The following is a 19,890-nucleotide window of genomic DNA, read 5'->3' on the forward strand; positions in this document are numbered from 1 at the left end:
GTTATAGGGGTTCTGCTCGTCGCGGAAGGAGGCGAAGAGCTGGCCGATCTGGAACGTGTCGTCGCCCGCATCGCCGAAGGCCTGAACGCCCGCGAGTGTGTCGTCGAAGACGAAGAGGTCATTGCCCGCGCGCCCGAAGACCCGCAGATCGGCGTCGATGGCGGAGTTGTATTCCACCCGCTCGACCACGGTGTTGAGGATCGTGCCGTCCTCGGCGATCGGCAGCGCCGCGACCACGCCCACATCGAGGTCCTGGTTGGCGCGGAACAGGAACAGGTCGCGCCCGTCCGTGCCGCGGATTTCGGCGCGGTCGATACCGTCGAAGGCGGTGCCGGTGTCGAGGATGCGGATCGTGGAGTTGCCCGCGCTGGCCAGACCGATGTCATAGAGGTCGCTGCCCGCCTGACCGTCGATATCCAACTCGAACCCGTCGATGCCGTTGAGGAAGGTCTGGGTGCCGTCGGCGTAGTAGTTGACCTGCACCAGATCGTTGCCCGCGCCGAGGTTGAGGAAGGTGCGGCCCGAGATCTTCTCGATGGTGATCGCATCCGAGGTGGCATCGCCCGTCGCGGTTTCGTCGCCGGTGTTCAGCGTGGTCAGCCCCGCATGGGTGTCGGAGACGTGGAAGCCGTTATTGCCGTTGCTGAGCGACAGCTCCAGCTCCTCGAAGCCCGCATAGACCACCCCCAGCGTCATGCCGAGGCCGACGATCTCGGTGCCGCTGAGATAGCCGCCCTGATCGGGCAGCGTGTCGCCCGCATCCGACACGATCAGCGTATCGCCATGGTTCACGATGGTGCCGTCGACCTCGTAGGTGACCGGATCGTTCGCGCCCGCATCGATCGTCAGGTAGCCGAAGAGGATCGCGTTCAGCGTGCCGTCATTGGCCAGCGGCGTGTCGGGATCGTCTTCGGTTACGGTGACCGCATCGTCGCCCGCGCCGGTGTCGATCATGGTCGGGCCGTTGATCGCGAAGACCTTGATGATATCGGCGCCGTCGCGGGTCTCGAGCGTGGTGACGTCGCGCTTGCCGGTCGACTTGAGGGTGACGTCGTTCACGCCGTCGCCCAGATCGACATTGACGTTCTCGAGGGCGATGTAGCGGATGCCCGCAGCCGCGGCGGTGAAGCCATCCACGAAGATGAAGCCCTCGACCGCCGTGCGATCTTCCAGACCGATCACCCCGGTGGTCGCGCCGGTATTGCCGCTGTCGTCGATGTTGAGCGTGTCACTGCCCCGATCGGCGAGGATCGGGCCGCTATAGGTGTCATAGGCGTCGATCTGGATCAGCGCGGCGATGCCCGAGAGCGTGCCGCCCAGCGGGGCGGTGCCCGGCTCGGAGGAGGCGGCGGAGCCGAGGTTGATCACGTCGTCACCGATGCCGCTGTTGATGTAGATCGGCAGATCGGTCGCGGTGACCGCGATCACGTCGGCGCCTTCGCGGGTATCGACTTCGATCACGTCGAGATTGCTGTGATCGATGCTGACGGCGGCCGCGCCCAGCACCTTGCCAGCCGCATTGGTGTAGCGCGAGGCGGCCATCAGGCCCACCGACATCGCGACATAATCGTCACCCTGCGAGCCCAGATAGACCAGCTTGTCCGCGTCGATCGTGCTTGAGTCCGCGATATGGACGGTGAAGCCCGAACCGAGCGGAGCCGCGATGATGTAATGCTCCAGATCGCCGCTCGCATCCGAGCCCGCATTGTCGAGCGTTACGGTGCCGTTGAAGGCGCTGACGCCGATCGCGAGACCGCCCACCGTCACCGAGCCGCTCAGGTCGTTGACAACGAAGGTGTTGTTGACGCCGTCGCCGCCGGTCAGATCGACCGCCTCGAAGATGCCGTTCAGACGTTCCACCGTGGTCTGGCCCGCGCCGAGGCCCGAAGTGCTCCAAAGATCGGCGTCGCCCGGCACCATCGCGCCATCGGTCGTGCCCTCCGCATAGGCCGTGGAGCCATCCGCCTGGAAGACCTTGCCGACGAGGAACAGGTTCTCGTAGAGGCCCATATCCTCGCCCGCGAAGACCTCGATCAGCGTGTCGGTCTCGTTCGCCTCGTCGGTGTCGCGGAAGACATCGAGCCCTTCGCCGCCCGTCACGGTATCCGAGCCCGCGCCGCCGTCAATCACGTCGTTGAAGATCGAGCCGATGATCCGATCGTTGCCACCCTCGCCTTCCAGCGTCAGCGCGATCAGGTCGTTGGTCAGCGGCGTCGCGTTGGACGGGTCGCCTGCCGCCACGGCCGGGCCCGCGGTGATCTTGTCATTGCCGCCCGCCGCCGAGATGCGCAGCGTGTCGCCCTTGGCGCGGATCGTGTCGTCGAAGGTGACGGTCACGGTGCCGGTCGACCAGGCGGCGACGAGGATGAATTCCTGATCGGCCACCGCGCCCGCTTTCAGCGTGAAGGTGTCGACGCCGCTGGTGCCGTTGAAGATCACCGCATCGGCCACACCGTCGCTCGTGCCATCGATCTCGGCCACGTCCTTCGCGGGATCGGCGGATTCCACGACCAGATCGTCGTCGATGCGCATGGTATTCAGATCGGTCTGGCCGAGCGGATTGACCGTCAGCGTATCGGTGCCGCCGAGCAGATGGATGATCAGCCCCTCGACCCCGTCGGCCTCGAAGCCGCTGCCATCGGCGTCGAGCGCCTGCAGGATGCCGGAGTCAGAGGGCTTCTGACCGATCGTGACCGTGTCGGGGTTCGCGGTGCCATAAAGCAGGATCGTGTCGGTGCCGCCGCCACCGTTGATCACCTCGACGCCGTCGGAGGCGAGGCTGCGGAAGATGCGGTCATTGTCGCCGCCGCCGTTGATCGTGTTCGCGCCGCCGCGACCGTCGATCTCGTCCGCCCCGCCCTCGCCGTTGATCACATCCGCCGCCGCGCCGCCGATCAGGCGGTCCGCGCCGGTGCCGCCGTAGATCGTGGCGACGCCCGTGCCGTTTTGCAGCACCACGTCATCGCCGCCGAGCGCGTAGATGGTGATCGGCACCAGCGCATCCGAGACGATCCGGTCATTCGCGCCCGAGCCGTAGATGATCGAGCCAGCCGCGACGCCGCTGCCGATGCTGATCTGATCGCCCAGATCGCCCGCAGTGCCGCCCTCAGAGGCCGAGTTGATCGTAACCTGACCGTCGCCCTCGTAGGCCACGGTATCGACACCCGCGCCGCCCACGAAGAGGATCGGCACGGCGACGCCGTCGCGCACGACCAGCAGGTCGTCGCCGGAGCCGCCATAGCCGCGGATTTCGTGGACGTGCTCGAAGACCTGCTCGCGGCCCGAATAGATCACGCGGATCGTCTGCGCTCCATTCACGACCGGGGTGACGGCCTCGATGATATAGGTCTCGCCCTCTGTCGCTTCGCCGATGCCGCGCTTGGTATTCGCGTCGCCCATGTTCAGCACGAGGATCGTGGAGGTGTCATCCCAATCCTTGTAGGTGCCCGAATTGGTGTCGCCGTTCAGATCGCCCGCGAGATAGATCGGGGTCGGGAATTCGACATAGCCCACGGTGAAGGACATGCTCACCGAGACCTTCACGAAGAGCACCTTCACGCTCGCACTGGCCGAGATCACGATCGGCACGCGGCCGGTGCCGGTCGCGGTGGCCGAGAAGCTGATCGAAACCGTGGCCCAGCTGATGTTGAAGGCGCGCAGCGAGACCGAGGCCGAGCCCGACACACCGAGCTTGTAGACATCCGCCGCATCGTCGAAGAGGTAATAGACCCGGATCGAGAAGTTGCCCGTCAGGCCGAAGCTGTTCGAGCCCAGCACGAGGCGACCGCTCAGCGAGAGGTCGAAATAGCCCTTCGAGTTGAACCAGCCGTTCACGCTCATCGTGGCGAGACCGAAGAAGTCCATGCTCGCGTTGAAGTCCACGCGCCAGGCGTTGTCCGTGACCTCGATCCGGAAGCCCGCTTCGAACTTGAGAACCTTCAGGAACTCGACCTTGCCGCTGAGATCGAGCACGAAGGAGTTGCGCTCCAGCACACGGCCCGAGATCGTCACGTCGCGGCCGACGGTGTTGAGCATCAGTTTGCCGCTGGCCTCGATGTCGATCACCAGCGCGATATTGGCGTTGATGCTGACATCCAGAAGCAGCGCGAGGCCGTCGAGTTCTCCAGTGCTGGAGTTGAAGAACAGCACCGCGCCGCCTGCGGCCGAGATGTTGAGCCCGGCTAGGCCGAAGGTCACGTCGAACTCGACGCGGAACTCGCTCGCGTTGAGGCCGATATAGACGCGGCCCGAGGCGGTCGCGAGGCCAACGAAGTTGACCGAGCCCACGATCTCGAGGCTGAAGCCCGAGGCCACGGTGACCGAGATCGTGCTCTCCTGCCCGCTGGCATTGATGGTCGGGATCTCGAGGGTGCGCGCAGTCGAGAAGGTGTTGAGCTGGAAGGTCGCGTCGCCAGTCACGGTGATGACGGTTGCGAGGTCGATGTTGAGATCGATCTCGGCATATATCACCAGCCCGCCATCCGCGATCACGAGACCGCCGGTCAGACCGAACTCGGCCACACCCACGAGCTTCGCCTGCACATCCAGCGTCGCGACCAGTTCGAAATCGGGCGCGGTGCCGATGCGGAAGGTGAAGACGCCCGTCAGTTCGATCACATCCGAGACGACCAGCGTGCCGGTGACCTTCAGGAACAGCCCGTTCTCGACCGAGATCGTGCCGTAATAGAAGGTGCCGTCGGTCGTCGCGGTCGCATCTCCGTTGGCGACAAGATCGTCATATTCGCCCTGCGTGACGATCGTGTAGCGATCCTGCGTCGTCGCGTAGGTGTTGAATTCGAGCATGATCGAGAGCGACCCGCCGAGGCTGACGCCCGGAAGCTCCAGCCCGCCGACCAGCGACAGCTGCGCCCGCCCGACCACGCCCGGATCGCTCGCGCCGATATTCGCCTCGAGATAGAGCATCCCCTCGACCGCGCCGAAATTCGCGATCCGGCCGGAGACCGTCCCCTGGATCGTCAGGGAGTCGCCGGTGCCCGTGACGGACAGGAAGCCGTTGAGTGTGACCGAGTCGAAGAGCGTCACCGAGCCGCTGATCTGGACCACGAAATAGGGGCCCGCATCCTTGGTCATGTCCCGTTCGTTCTGTCCGAGGATCGGCGGACGCTCGAAGATCTCGAAAGTCGTCGGAACATTCGGCGGCAGGAACGGCACGAGCGCGTCGGGCACATCGAAGGTCTGGGTGATGCCGGTGGTGTTGAAGAGGACCATGACCTCGGCCTCGAAGCGGAAGACGTCTTCCGCGATATTGCCGAAGCTGCCGGCATTGTTCGCCGCGTCCGTATTCTCGCCGCCGGCATCGCCCACGCTCACCTCGAGCGACAGGCTACCCGCGACGCCGGGATGGTTCGAAACCCCACCGAAATCGATGATCAGAAGGCCGACCGCCTGGCCCGAGATCACGTTGAACACATTGGCGCTCGCCGCCACGAAGACTTCGATCCCGTCTTGCGAAATCTTCAGGTAGAAGGCGCCGGTCAGTTCTGCATAGACGTTGACGTTGCTATCGACATCCGGATCAGATGCCCCCGGGTCGGTCAGCTTGATCGCGCCGCCTATATAGAAGACGACCGAGTTGCGCGTCAGCTCGTAGGTCTGCTCTTCGGAATGCAGCGTCGCGGTGCCGTCGAGGCTCTCAATGAAGTACTTCTTCGCGCCGTCCGTAATCCGCCAGCGCGACTGGGTGTTCAGCTCGCGCACCAGTTCGATCTTGGCTTCCGAGCTGAGCGTGACACCGAATTCCGCGAAGGTGGCGCGGACTTCCGTGCTGACGGCCTGCTTCTCGTAGAAGCCCTCATTGGCCTGGCTCGGCAGCGCGCCGAGATCGGCCACAGCCACCGTATCGTCGTCGCCGCCCGAGATGCGCTCAAGCTGATCGCCGAGGATACCCTCGAGCGACAGGGTCTCGACCTTGTCCTCGCCCGACATGTTGATCATCAGGGTCGCGTTGCCCTTGATCCAGACGCCGTATTCGTTGAGCGCCTCGAAGTTCGGCTGGATCGTGGCCACGCCCCAGAACTGCGGCAGGCCGCTCGACATACCGCCGGTCTCCAGCACGAAGCGCGCCGCCGCAGAGCCGATATTGCCGAGCTTGTAGACCGTGATCGTGCCCGAGGCTTCGAGCGCGAACCGGAAGACCTTGGAGCCGTCGGCCTTGATGTAATCGCCGAAGGTCAGTTCGGCCTGCGCGCGCAGTTCGACCAGCGGCTCGTCGAGGATGCCTGCCGAATTCAGCGTGATCGAGCCGGAGACGCGGATGAAGAAGACGCGGGTGGTGGCCGGGTCGGCATCCTCGCCGGGCTGGCCGCCCTCCTGCATCTGGTCGATGACGCGGAAGCTCTGCTGGCTCGCGCCGCCTTCGTTGCCCTGCAGGTCGGACCAGCTGCCTTCGTTGAAGGACACCGTGACCGTGCCGAGGCCGAATTCGCGCGAGACATAATAGCGGAAGGTGCCGTCACCCATGTCGGTCGGGGTGAGGTCGAGCAGATCGAGATTGGCGCCGCCTGCCCCGCCAAGGGTGAACTCGTCGCCGTTGATCGTGGCCGCGTCGATCGCGTAGAGCGCGTTGAGGCTCGGATCGCCCAGCGTGTCGAAGATGATGTCGATATAGGAAGCGGTGTCGGTGGGCTTGATCGAGAGCGTCGTCGGATCGATCGCCTCGGAGGCAGCGGCCCCGTAGGTCCATGCGCCCGCCGCATAGGTCAGGGTCAGCACCGCGCCGTCAGCGGCGTCGGCGGAGTCGAAGGTCACAGCGAACTCGCCTGGGGGACCACGGGCTTGGATCCCGGTGATGGTGATCGAGTTGCCGTCGATATCGGTCAGCGTGAAGTCCGTGGTCGCGAGGCTGCTATCGGTCAGCGTCTGGCTCGTGCCGAGCGACAGCGCCACATAGGTCGCCGTCGGCGCGCTGGCACCCAGACCGATCTTGCCGGTCGTGACCACCAGATCTTCGCTGTTGGTCGCAGTGATCGCCTTGATCGTGCCACCATCGGTGCCGAGCCAGTCGAAGCTGCCCGAGATGAACTCGACCGAGACATTGTCGTCGAGGTTCGAGCCCGCGAAGTCGCCCAGATACCAGATGCGGAAGATCGGGTTGCCGTTCGCATCGTCGCCCATGTAGGTCGGCGCCTGGCTGTCATCGACTTCGATCGTGTAGCCGGTCGCGCTCAGGATCACCTCGGCACCGGCATCGGTGATGCTCTCGAGATCGACGCCGGTGGCATAGCTCGGCAGCTCGAAGGTGACGTCGATGAAGCCGCGCTCATTCAAGGGCGCCTGCCCCACCGAGGCGCCTTCGACCGGGTCAGTCAGGCTCGCACCGAGCTGGACGAGGCGGAAGCTCTGGGTCTTCGCGTCATTGTCATAGGCACCCGAGCCGAAGCTGGCTGCGGCGTAATCGACCTGAACGGTGCCGGCGGTGAACTTGCCCGAGAGGAAGTAGCGCACGGTCAGGCCGTCGCCCACGATCAGAGCCGAGGAAACGGTGACGCCATTCGCGCCGGTGCCCGAGAAGCTGATCTCATCGCCCAGCGTGCCGAAGTCGATCTCGTCGCCATAGGTCGGCGTGTAGCGCACGTCGATGAAGGCGACCGAGAGGGTGCTCGCATCGAAGGAGACCGGGCCGGTCGCATCGTCGGCGGTACCATCGGCGCGCAGAACGGTCGGCTGATCCTCGAAAGTCGCGATGCGCGAGATCGTGGTGTCTGCGGCAGCCGCGCCGGTGGTGAAGTAGCGGAAGATATAGTCGCCCGAGGTCGCCTGCGGGTTCAGCCAGACCGGGGCCAGCGTGTCGTCGAAGGTGATCGAGCCGCTGCCGCCGAAGGTGAATTCCGGGGCGAGATCGGTGATCGAGCCCACATCGAGCGCGCCGCCCACCGGGCGCTCGAAATGCAGATCGACATAGCCGCGGCCATTCACATCGCCGAGCCCCGTGCTGCCCTCATTCGCCGGATCGACCAGATCACCCTGCGGGCCCGAGACGGTGAAGGACAGCGTCTGGACGCGGTTCTTGGCCGCATCGCCGAAGCTGTTCGCGGCCAGCGTCACGTCATGGCTGCCGATGCCGAGCGAGCCGTCTGCGAAGACGCGGATCGTGCCGCCCATATCCATCAGCTCGGTGATCGTGAGGCCCGTCACACTCACGTCGCCGATCGCCAGCTGATCGGTGATGTCCTCGCCATAAGCTCCGCTCAGCGCGATGTCGAAATAGGTGCGGTCGCCCGGCAGATTGGCGGCGCTGTTGGCGTCGGAGTAGGTCGAGCCGCTCTTGACCACGATGGTCGGGGCGCTCAGCGCCGCGGTCGAGAAGAAGGAGATCGACGTGATGTCCAACTCCAGCGTGATCGTCTGCGGGTAGAGTTCGCCAGTGAGCGAAGCGGGCTCCGCCGGGTTGCCCTCATCGATGAAGGTCTGCAGCGAGTAGATGAAGGAGATCTTCGTCGGATCATTCGGATCGTTTTGCAGCAAAGCCGGCGCGCCCTCGCCCAGCTCGACACGGAAGGTGCCGCCGCTCAGGCGCGAAGTCTCTACAGTATCGGTCTGCACGGTGAACTCGGCGGCGAGGTCGAGCACCGAAGCCGGGTCGAGCGTGTAGCCCGCCGGAATATTGGTGAAGGTGATCTCGACCGAGCCCTCGGTGATCTCGAGATTGGCCACCACGCCCAGACCGTCCTCACCGCTCTTGATCGCCGGGTCGGTGGTCGGGTTCGCGCTGTCGGAATAGCGGTAGGACCAGCCCTGCTCGACCGCCGCGATGGTCAGATCGCCATAGGTCTGGCCGCTGTCGAAGCTGCCGGTCAGCCAGTAGCGATAGATCGGGGCCGCGTCGGTGCCGCCCACGCGGACCGGAGCCACACCATTGTCGATCTGCACCGTGCCGAGGCCCGCGCCGCTCAGCGTGAACTCCGCCCCGCCATCGGTGATCGAGGCCGCGTCATAGACGAAATCGCTGTCGGGCACGTTCGGGAACTGGATGTCGATATAGTTGCGACCGTTGAGCAGGTTCACGTCGATCGCAGCGCCCGCACCCGGATCGACCATGATCGCGGTCGCGCCTTCGACGGTGATCACCTTATCCCCGGTCGCGCCCGTATTGCCCGCCGCATCGGCCCAAGCCCCGGTGAAGGTGAGCGTGTAGGTGCCCGGCGCGAAGTCGAAATTCGCGGTGGTAATGGCATAGGCGAATTGCGTGATGCCCTCTTTCTTCAGGAGCGCATAGAGCTCTGCCGTGTCGGTCGGGAGCGGGTGGTCATAGTCCGCGCTGTCCGAGGCGACGATCCGGCCCTCGGCATCGAGACCGAGCGTCTTCAGGCTCGCCGTGCCGTCCTCGTTCATGAACATCGCAACCGGAACCGGCGTATCCGAGATTCCGACAGCCGTATTCACCGTGGAGCCATCCGCAGCACCGGTGCGCGTCAGGGTGAACTCGTCATTCGCATCGAGGATCGAGCCGTAATCGAGCGAGCCGCTGCCTGCGGGATCGAAGGTCACGATAATGCGCTGATCGGCATTGGCGAGGTTCACGTCGACCGTGTAGCCGTCACCATCGAGCTGATAGGGCGCGCTGAGCGAGGCTTCAGGCTCGACCACCGAGAACACGGCATCCGGCGTGGCGGTGTTGTTCTTGCCGGTCTGGCTGTCGTTGTTCGCCCACGTGTCCGCGGTGAAGCGCAGCGTGTAATCGCCCACGGCGAGCTGGTTGTTCGTGAGGTCGGGATCGCTGGTGTCGATGAAGTAACGCACCTTGCCGCCGCCGATCGCGATGGCGCCGAGGATGTCGATCTCGTCGCCATTGTCGTTGAACAGCTTGAACGGCGCCACCGCATTGGTCGCGATCGCGGCCAGCGTCTCGGCGGTGATCTCGCCGCCGATCTCGGCAATGAACTTGATATCGACCCACGGCCCCGCGACAGCCGGGTCGCCGCTTTGGGTCGTGTTGTCCTCATCCGCATAGACGGTCTGCTTCGTTGCGGTCTCGGTGTAGGACCAGGACTGGAACAGGAAGGTGTAGGTCACAGAGTTCACATCGCCCGTGCCGGTCAGCCAGAAGCGGAACGTGTCGGCATCGACCTGCGCCGGAGCCTGCGTGTTGTCGAGGGTGAAATCGCCGCCGGTGATCTCGATCTCCGGCGTCAGGTCGAAGACCGAAGCCGCATCCACCGTCGCACCGTTCACCGTCGGGAAAGTGATGTCGATATAGGCGCGCTCGTTGAAGTTGCCGACACCGGTCACGCCGCCATCGCTGGGCCCGTCGAGGCGTTGCGTGGGCGTCGCGGCCTGCTCCTCGACCACGGCAAATTGCGTGGCCTCGCCGAGGATGTCCTTGAAGCCGAATTGCAGCGAGCCCTTGATCGTCAGCAGATCGACCTGATCGGGGATCTTCACCAGCAGCAGGATCGTCGCCTCGCCGGACGCGATCTTCGACAGGTTCGCGTAGAGCCGCGCCGAGAGCGACAGGTTATCGGCCGCGAAGTTCAACTGGCCGATCACGAGGATCGTGCCGTCGGTCGAGATCTTGATCGTGACCTGACCGTTGAACACGGCCTGCGAGGTGTAGATCGAATAAAGCTTGGCCGAGCCGGTGATGATCATCGGCGAGGTGAAGGCGGCCGCAAACCCGCCGCCCGCCGCCGAGCCGTTCTGGATCGCGATATACTGGTTCACGACCTGCTGCTGCACAGAGTTCAGCCAGTCATCGATCGACACGTTCAGCGGCAGCGCGAAATCGGGGCCGTTGAGCTCGTCGGGGTCGGTGATGTCGGGCAGCGACTTGAAGAAGTCCACGCCGCCGGTGAAGTCGTTGATCGCGAGACCCGAATTCGGCTCGAGCAGGATGCCGCCCGGCACCGAGCCCGAGACCAGCACGCCGAGCGGGCCCAGCTCCGACAGTGCGAAGCGGATCGTGAAGCCGCCCAGACCCGAGAAGGAGAAGCCCGCCTCGACGCCGATGAAGAAGACGCGGTCTTTCACCGGGCTCGTGAGGTCGAAGGTGGAGAGCATCTGATTGCCCTCGCCGATCCGGATGATGCCGCCGATCAGCGCGCCCTCGATCTCGCCGCCGAAGGCGTTGCCGCCGATTTTCACGCCGATCGAGTCGATGCCGATGATCGGGAACTTGCCTTCCAGCAGCAGGCCCACATCGATGCGGATGCCCTCGACCGTGCCCTCGAAGGTCAGCCCGTCATAGCCCTGCAGCCCGGTGATCGACGCCGACAAGGTGAGGACGAAATCGCTCGGGTCGGCCTGAATGTCGGGCCATTGCACGCCGATCTCGGTGATCTTGATCGGCAGCCAGCTCGGCCATTTGAAGTTCGCCCCGGAGGCCCCGCCCACGCCGATGAAGACGCCGAAGCCCTGCTTGGTAACGAAGGTGCCGTCGCCGAGGAAGGCGAACTGGCGCGCCTCGCCCGAGAGGTTGAGCGAACCGATCTTCAGTTCCGCGCCGATCGACACGAAGCTGATCAGCTCCTCGTCATCGGCTGCCCCGGTGTCAAGCGACAGGCCCACACCCTTCAGCTTGAGGACCGAGCCGATGTTGATCTCGAACGTGTCGAGCTCGAAGATGAAGCCGTCGACCACACCATCGGTGAAGGTCAGGCCGGCCTTCAGCGCGAGCGTGTCGTTCACGTCCTCGCCCGAGACGCGGTCGGTGACCTTGGCGTTGATCGCCTTGCCCGGCGCGAAGGTCGCCCCGCCAGAGCCGACATAGATCGTGCCGTCGAAGGTCACGTCCTGACCGAAGATCAGCGAGAAATCGGTGACGCCGATGCGCAGGTCGTCAAATTCGAGGATCGAGCCGAACTTGATCTTGCCCGTCGCGCCGTCGGTGCGCTGGACCGCGCCCGTGCCGGTGCCCGAGCCCGCGCCGGTACCCGAATAGATGATCTCGCCGCGCCCGATGCGGAAGCCGTTGTCGTAGATCGTGAGACCGCGCACGCCCTCAAAGGTCGTGATCTGGCCCGCAATGCCGAATTTCGGGAAGGTGACCTTGATCGTGTCGATCTTGATGATCTCCTGACCCGCGCCTTCCGGCGTGCCCGCGACCGGAGTTTCGGGCGCCGTCCACGAGGGATCGTATTCGACCTTGATGCGGTCAGCCTCGAAGAGGACCACATCCGGGATCGAGCCCGTCAGCTTGTCGGCGGCGATCGACCATTTGCCGGTGAGCGAGACGACCGGGCCGTCCGGCTCGCCGGTGACGACGCCCATCACGTCGATGCCGATATCGAACTTCACCAGCAGGTTGGTCAGGGTGATCTGAGTGCCACCGCTATTGGTCTGGGTGCCGTCGGCATTCTGCGTCGCGGTGCCGCCGAAGGCGAGCGAGGCGCTTTCCGCCCCGACTGAGATCGTCAGGACCAGCAGACCGTCCTTGAAGCCGAGCTTCGCGAGACCGACTTTCGGCGCGAGGATCGAGACCGGACCGACCTTGATCGGGGTCGCAGCCTCGGCCGCCGGCAGTTCCTGCACCTTGAAGATCTGCACATAGGCGGTGGTCTTAACAGGCGACGCGACCGAGCCGTTCTCGCCGCCGAACCAGTAGACGACGTCGTCGGCGGTGCTGTTCAGATCAGTGCCGCGATCGGTGTATTTCCAGGTGCCGGTGATGAACTCGACCTGCACATCGCCCACGTTGAAGGCCGGGTTCGCCTGCGAGGTCGAGGTCGAAGTCGGCGTGCCGACCACACCCGTGCCGGTGGCGGTCGCGGCGGGCGGCTCGGCGAAGACGTAATAGCGATAGGTGGTCTTGCCGATCTTCTCGACTGTGTAGGTGCCGTTGGTGTTCGTCAGCAGATTGACGTTCGACGCGCCGCCCGTGCGCACGAAGCGGATCTCGTCGCCATTGATCGAGCTTGCGTCGAGGATCTCGCCATTGGGCAGCACGAAGGTGACGTCGATATAGCCCTTCGAGTTCAGCATCGATTTATCGATCACCGCACCATTGAAGGGCGAGGCGAGCTCGATCGAGGGCGCGGCGGTGATCGTGGTCAAATCCTGCGGATCGGTCGCCGGGTTCGCCGCGGGCGCATTCTGAACCGGCGTCTTGCGGATCGTGAAGCGCTCGTATTCGGCGGCACTTTGCGCACCGGCGGCATCGCGCCAGGAATTGGCGAGGAACTGGACCTCATAGGTGGTGTTCGCGGACAGGCTCACAGGCGTGGTGATCTGATAGCGATAGGTCGGGCGCGCCGTGCCTTCGACCAGCACCCCTGCCCCGTCGACCGTGATCGCCGCCGTCGTGTCGCCATAGCGCGCGGTGATCGTGAACTCGGGGTCGATATCGGTGATCGAGTCCGGGTCGATGCCCAGCGGATAGGCCGGGTAGGCATCCGCATCCAGACGGTTGGTGTTGTAGAAAGTGACGTCGATATAGGTGAAGCCGTCGAGATTGATGATCTGGCCATTGAGCGGCGAGGCGATATCGGCGGTCAGCGGGCGCAGGTTCGTCGTCGGCGTCACCGAGACGGTCTCGCCAAAGAGCGTGTAGCCCGTCACCCGCATATCGGTCAGCTGGAAGCCGGTCGCGCCGCCGAAGCTGAACTGGGCCGCGCCTTCGATGCCGAAGCTGTCGGCGCCCGGCGGCGTCACCGTGATCGAGGTCTCGGGCGCATCGACCGAAATCCGGCCATCGGGCGTCTTGTTGAACAGCACGTCGTTGGAGCTGATCACCAGCAGATCGCCGGTCTCGGCCACGCCGAAGCTGATCTCGACCGAGCCTTTCACGCGCTCCATCTGCGGGGCCGCGAAACTGATCGCGACCGGGGTCGCCGAGGTGCCGCCTTCGAGCAGCGGGAAGCCCGACACGGTGGTCGAGAAGGCGGTGCCCGAGGTGTTGAGCCACACTTCGACCGTGCCCGAGATATTGAGCCCCGGAATGCCCAGCGCCTGCACCTCGCCCTTCGCATAGACCGCGAATTTGCGGTTGGCGGAGGTGCCGAATTCGAAGATCGCGATCGTGGTGTTCGAGATCAGCAGGCCGATATCGTCATTGGGATCGTTGGGATCGCCCGCATCGCCGAGGAAGATCGAGATGTTTCGTCCAATCTTGCCGCTGGTCGCGCCCGCAGGCAGTTCGGCCGGGAGAATGTCGCTGAGGCTGCCTTCGATGGTGAAGTAGGGCTCGTAGCTCAGCTTCACCTCGGCCAGCGCGATCTGGTTCACATTGGCCTGACCCTGGAAGTCGAGAATGTAGGTCGCGTCGCCCACATCGACCTCTTCGTAGATATCGGTGCGCGAGGTGGTGTTGATGCGGATGATCGCGCTCGCCGAGACCTCGAAGCCTGCGCCCGAACCTTGCGCGCTCGCCTCGATCTGCGCGGCGATGCCGTTCTGCGACAGCGTGGCCGAGCCCGAATAGATCAGGATCACGCCCTTCGCGTCTTCGATGGTGAAGCCGTCGCCGTTCGAGTCCGTATAGCCGCCCGTGACCCCGGTGAAGGCGATGGTCATGCGCTTGGTCTGGTTCGGCGCAATCCCGATCGTCAGCTGCGAGAACATCAGCGTGCCGCTCAGGCTGATCTCCGGCGAAGCGCCCACGTCGAGCGTGCCGTCATTGTCGGTATCGGTCGCGTTGAAGTCGACATAGAAGGCGGCGTTCTCGACTTCGACCCGCAGGAACTGGCCGCGCGGCAGATCGAGGATATCGCCATTCGCGAACTCGACATAGACCGCCTGAATGGAGGTGTTGATCTCGAGCGTCGCCGTCGTGCCATTGCCGATCTGGTAGGCATTGGTGCCGTCGTCGAATGCGATATCGGGAAGCGTGACCGAGAAGCTGCCCGCCATGCCCTGCGGCATCAGATAGAGCAGCGCGTCGCCGGTGAATTCATAATCGCCGAATGTCAGGGTGATGTCGGTCAGCGCGATTTTCGAATAGACAACGCCCGTCGCGCTGGTCGTCTTTTCGAAGGACAGATCGCCGGAGAAGGCGAAGTCGGCATCGTCTGCGCTGGTGGGCGTATCGCCCGAGAGGTTCACGAGAAGCTCAATCCCCGTTCCCACCGGATCTCCATAAGCCGAGACCGAAAGGAAAGTGCCCGCATAGCCAAGGCTGTAGAACGCCTGAAGCGGGGTCATATCTGCAAAGGTCGTGGCACCGGGGTCGAGGCCCGTCACCTCCGTAAAGTCGAAACCCGTGAGGATCGTCTGGGCGCCCGCTCCCGCGGTGCCCGACTTGCCTTGGTTGAGCTTGAGCTCGACGCCGCTCGCACTGATCGCGACGCCCGGAATTCCGGCAAGCGCGACCTCTTCGATCGAAGCGTAGAGCGCGGTGTATTTCTCGCCGCCCACCACCGCGACGCCATTGGCATCGACTTGGCTCAGCATGGCGAGACGGAAGGAGAAGTTGGTCAGCACCAGCCCCTGCGCGCCCGAAGTATCGGCCATCGGCTGCACGACCGGGGTGTCGCCCGAGGTGTCGACCTCGAAATACGGCCCGCCGGTGCCGACGAAGGCGCTGATGCCATCGCCCGAGATTTCGGTCGCGGCGAAGGTCTTCTGGTTCGGCGCGGTACCCACGGTCAGGGTCGCGCCCTTCTGGAAGGCAACCTGCCCGGCGAGGAAGACGTAATCCTCGAAGCCCAGCACGACGAAGCCGGAGGCCGCGAGGATCGCGCCATTGGCATCCAGCGTCACGGTATCGGTGTCGCTCACCTTCACGTCGAAGCCGCCACCATCGAAGCTCGCAAGGTTCAGCGCTTCCTTGGCCTGCGTGCTCAGGAGCTTGCCCTGGTTCAGCTCGACCTCGAGCCCGTAGCCCGAGAGGGTCACCCCGTCGATGCCGACCAACGCGACCGTGCCGCCGGCTTTCAGCGCCATGTACGAAGCAGCCGCCGGATCGGTCGCGGCCAGCGCCACGCCATTCGTATCGACCGTCTTGAACATGGCGAGCGCGAGATAAGCATCGGTGATCTTCAGACCGACCGCATCGCCCTGATCGCCGAAGCTCTTGGTCAGATCGTAGCCGGTGCCGACGAAGATGTTCACATGCTGCGCACCGACCGTCACCGCCTTGAGATTGCGGGTCGTGCTCGTGCCCGCGACGAGGGCGGAATAAATCTCGCTCGACTGGGTGAAGGCGAACTCGCCCTGGATGAACACATAGGCATCGAAGCCGATGGTCAGCGAGCCCGACACTTCCAGCGTCGCCACGGTCAGTTCGTCGAAGGTGATCGTCTCTGCGCCGACCGTGATGTCCCAGGTGCCGCCCACCCCGCCATAGGTGAAGTCGAGCGTGTTGTAGGGCGTCGTCTCGTTGCCGCCGCGGTTCATGATCAGCGTAAGCGAGCCATCGACCGTGACATTGTCGACGCCGATCAGCGAGGCCCCGCCCGTCGCCTTCACGACCATCCAGCTCTTGAGCGGGGTCGCGGTCGGGTTCGCCGGATCGAGCGGCATTTCCTTGACGATATGCAGGCCCATGCGCTGCAGCGAAAGCGCCACACCGGTCGCGTCGGAGGTAGCATCGACCTCGCCATTCGTGATCGTCGGCGTGCCGACCCCTGCGAAGACCACTGCATCCGAGATACCGATCGACAGAACCGAAGCCTCGAAGGAGGTGGTCGAGCCGACCATACGGGCTGCGACCTTGTCGGTCTTGGTCAGCGTGATCTGGCCTTCGATATGGACGAAGTTTTCGATGACGATCGTGGCACCCGCGAAGAGCGAGAAGCCCGACTGGTTCATGTCGAGGACCGTATCAGTGGTGGCCGGGTCGACGTCATTGCCATTCGTCGCAGCGAGCAGATCCTGGCCGCTGAGCATGGTCAGGCCGTCGCTCCATTCGGTCGAGAGAAGATTGATCGACTGCCCCCAATCGAGCACGTCGATCGCGCCGGTCGCATCATTGGCCTTGTTCATCTCGAGCGACAGCGTGTCGAGGGTGATATCCACCAGATCAACCCCGGTCAGCGACGCCGAGGCGATATCGGCCTTGAGCGCAGTGAAGGCGCGGGTATCGGTGAGCGGATTGGCCGCCTTGATCGAGGCGAGCAGGATATCGGCGCTCGCGATGGTGATACCGGGGCCGTCCGGGATGCCAATGAAGAACTTGGCCTCGTAATCCGCCGGGGCGTCGCCGCCATTCGCGGCCTCGTCGGCGGGATCGATGCTCAGGCTGATCCGCGTCAGCACCGCATCATTCATATCGGTGGCGATGTCGAAGGTGCCGTCGTGGTTCACATCCACATCGACGATATCCTGCGAGAGCGTGAATTTCGCGCCCACATCGACGAAGCCGAAGGCGTTGAGCGTCAGGTAGCCCACGACCTGCGTCCGGTCTGCGCTGGCGTCGAACGTGACCACCTCGTCATTCGGACCATAGGTGAAGGAGACCGGACCCGCCGGATCGTTCGCGGGATCGCCCTGCGCGGGCGTGCCGTCCAGATCGATCGAATTCCAGTTGAAGAAGGTCGTGGTGTCGTTCCCGGCGGGCTTCGTCGCGTAGTAGTCGAGCGAGAAGGCATTGACCGTCAGCTCCATCCCCTCGGGCAGACCGGCGAGCGTGCCGCCTTGAATATTGCCCAGCACCGCCGTTGCCGAGGGCGTGGTGGTCAAGGGCAGCGTGCTGTTGGCGGGCGGGGTCGCCTTGATCAGCGCGAGCGCGATATCGGCGGAAGCCACCGACAAGCCCACACCGCCCGGCTGGCCGACGAAGAGGTTCTCGACATGCAGGCCGATCAGCATGAGGCTTGCGTTCTCGAGACCGTCGGAAGTGCTGTCCAGTTCGGCCTCGATCTGGTTGCGCATCACGATGTCGAAGGTGGCCGAGCCGGTGACGAAGCCGAAGATATCCAGATCCAGGCCGCCCGAGATCACCAGATCCGTGCCGTCTTCGGGAGCGACCGCATCGACGCCCAGAGTTTGGATAATCGGCGCCCAGTCGAGTTGATCGCTATTGATCGCGTCGCGCCCGTTCAGCGTGAAGTCGAGCGAGTTCACCGTCAGGTCCAGCCCCTGCGGCAGACCGCGCGGCGAGATCGTGTCGGCATGGGCGGACATCGCGGTCCAGCTGCGCGCGACGGCGCTCGGGTTTGCGACCAGATCGACCACCTCGGTCACCGAGATCAGATCGAAGGCGAGCCCTTCGGCCGCGAAACCCGTGCCCGCATTGGCGACCGCGTCGACCCGGTCGAATTCGTCATAGGTGAACTCTCCGCCCGCGCCCACGAAGACATAGGCGCCGTCGATCGAGAAGGAGAAGGCCTTGGCGCTGATCGTGCCGCCCTGCGGATCGTCGACGGTGAGATCGCGGATCACACCCGACAGACCGCCCGCCAACAGGATCGCGCCTTCGATCTGCAGTTCGACATAGGCGCCGAATTCGATGCCGAAGCCCGCGTCGAGATTGGTGATATCGGCGAGCGCGTTGATCTGATCGACGCCGGTCGCGCCCCAGTCGAGCTTGTTACCGTCCGCATCCGCGCCGTTCATCGCGAAATAGAGGTCCTTCACCGTCGCGGTCAGCGGCAGGCCCTGCAGACCCAGCTGATCGACGCGCAGAGACAAGGCCATCCAGCTGCGGGCCACGGCAGGCGAGGTCACGGTGGCCGGGTCTTCCGACACCATCACCAGCTCGATCGAGCCGCCCTGCGCCACGAAGCCCATGCCGTGATCGGGATCGATCGTGCCGTCATTCTTGAGCACACCGTCCACACCGGCGAAGAAGTTCAGATCGCTCAGGGTGAAGATCAGAACTTTCGCCCCGCTCAGCGTGCCATCGGCGTCGATTGCGGTGGCGACCGCCACATCGGCGAGCAGGCTCTTGATCGAGAAGGTGCCCGTCGCGATCACGACGCCCGCGACGTTCAGTTCCGACACCGTCCCGGTCACCGACAGGATCGCGGTCGCGTCATAGCCATCCGTGTCGTCGGTGATCGTCAGGCCCAGATCGAGGCCCTTCCAGTTCATCACCGAGTTGTTGGCCGCGTTCAGCGGGTCGGTGTAGCCGAAGTTGGCCTCGACCGCGACGTCCGATATCCGCAGCGTGAAGTCCGTAAGGCCGGTCACGCCGACGCTTTGCGAGGTCACGAGGATTGCCGACCAACTTTTGACCGTGCGGGTCTCGACCACACCGGTCGTCAGCGGGTTGTCGGCGGTCTGGGTGACCGAGGCGAACTCGATGCCCACATTGTTCGCATAGATGCCAGTACCGTCGGTGGTGCTGACATCCGTGATCTTGCCATCGGTGCGGGTGAACACGCCGCCCTGCCCCGCGAAGAAATAGCCGCCGGTCAGCGAGAAGGTCATGATCGACGCGCCCTCGACGATCAGCCCGTTGCCGTCGTCGAGCGTCTCGGTCAGGATCTGGCCCGCCATCGTACCCGCGACGGTGACGAAGCCATCGACGGTGAACTCGACATAGCCGCCGAAGGCGATGTTGAAGTTGGCGCCCATCTCGGTCACGTCGAACAGATCGACAGAGGCGAGATTGCCGATCTCGGTCACGCCGGTCGCGGTCCAGTCGATCCGCTCGCCATTCACCGCATCCGCGCCGTTGAAGCCGAAATAGAGATCGAGGCCCTGCACCGTGATCGTGCTGGGAAGGCCCTGCAGGCGCACTGTGGCTACGTCGAGCGCAACGGCAGTCCAGCTGCGCGGCACGGCCGGAAGGGTCACGCTCAGCGGATCTTCCTTCACCAGCACCAGTTGCAGCGAGGCGTTTTCGGCCACGAATCCGGTGCCCTGATCGGGGTCGATCGTGCCGTCGCCCAGAAGCGCACCGCCGACACCTGCGAAGAGGTTCAGATCCGACAGGGTGAAGATCAGGATATTCGCGCCCAGCACGGTCTCGGTCGTCACGCCCGAGGGCACGATGATGTCGCTCGCGAAGCTCTTGATGCCGAACTTGCCCGAGGCGACGATCACGCCCGCCAC

General features: G+C 64.3%; 1 protein-coding gene (cut by a window edge). It reads right to left on the reverse strand.

From position 1 onward, the window contains the following. On the reverse strand, positions 1–19,890 hold the 5' portion of the coding sequence (locus tag BMI87_RS02460; protein WP_078519567.1) for a proprotein convertase P-domain-containing protein. 13,335 nt of this gene lie to the left of the window's left edge; the window shows 19,890 of its 33,225 coding nt (coding positions 1–19,890); it begins with the start codon at positions 19,888–19,890; the stop codon falls past the left edge of the window.

The sequence above is a fragment of the Thioclava sp. F28-4 genome (genome assembly GCF_002020045.1).
In the GTDB taxonomy this organism is placed as follows: domain Bacteria; phylum Pseudomonadota; class Alphaproteobacteria; order Rhodobacterales; family Rhodobacteraceae; genus Thioclava; species Thioclava sediminum.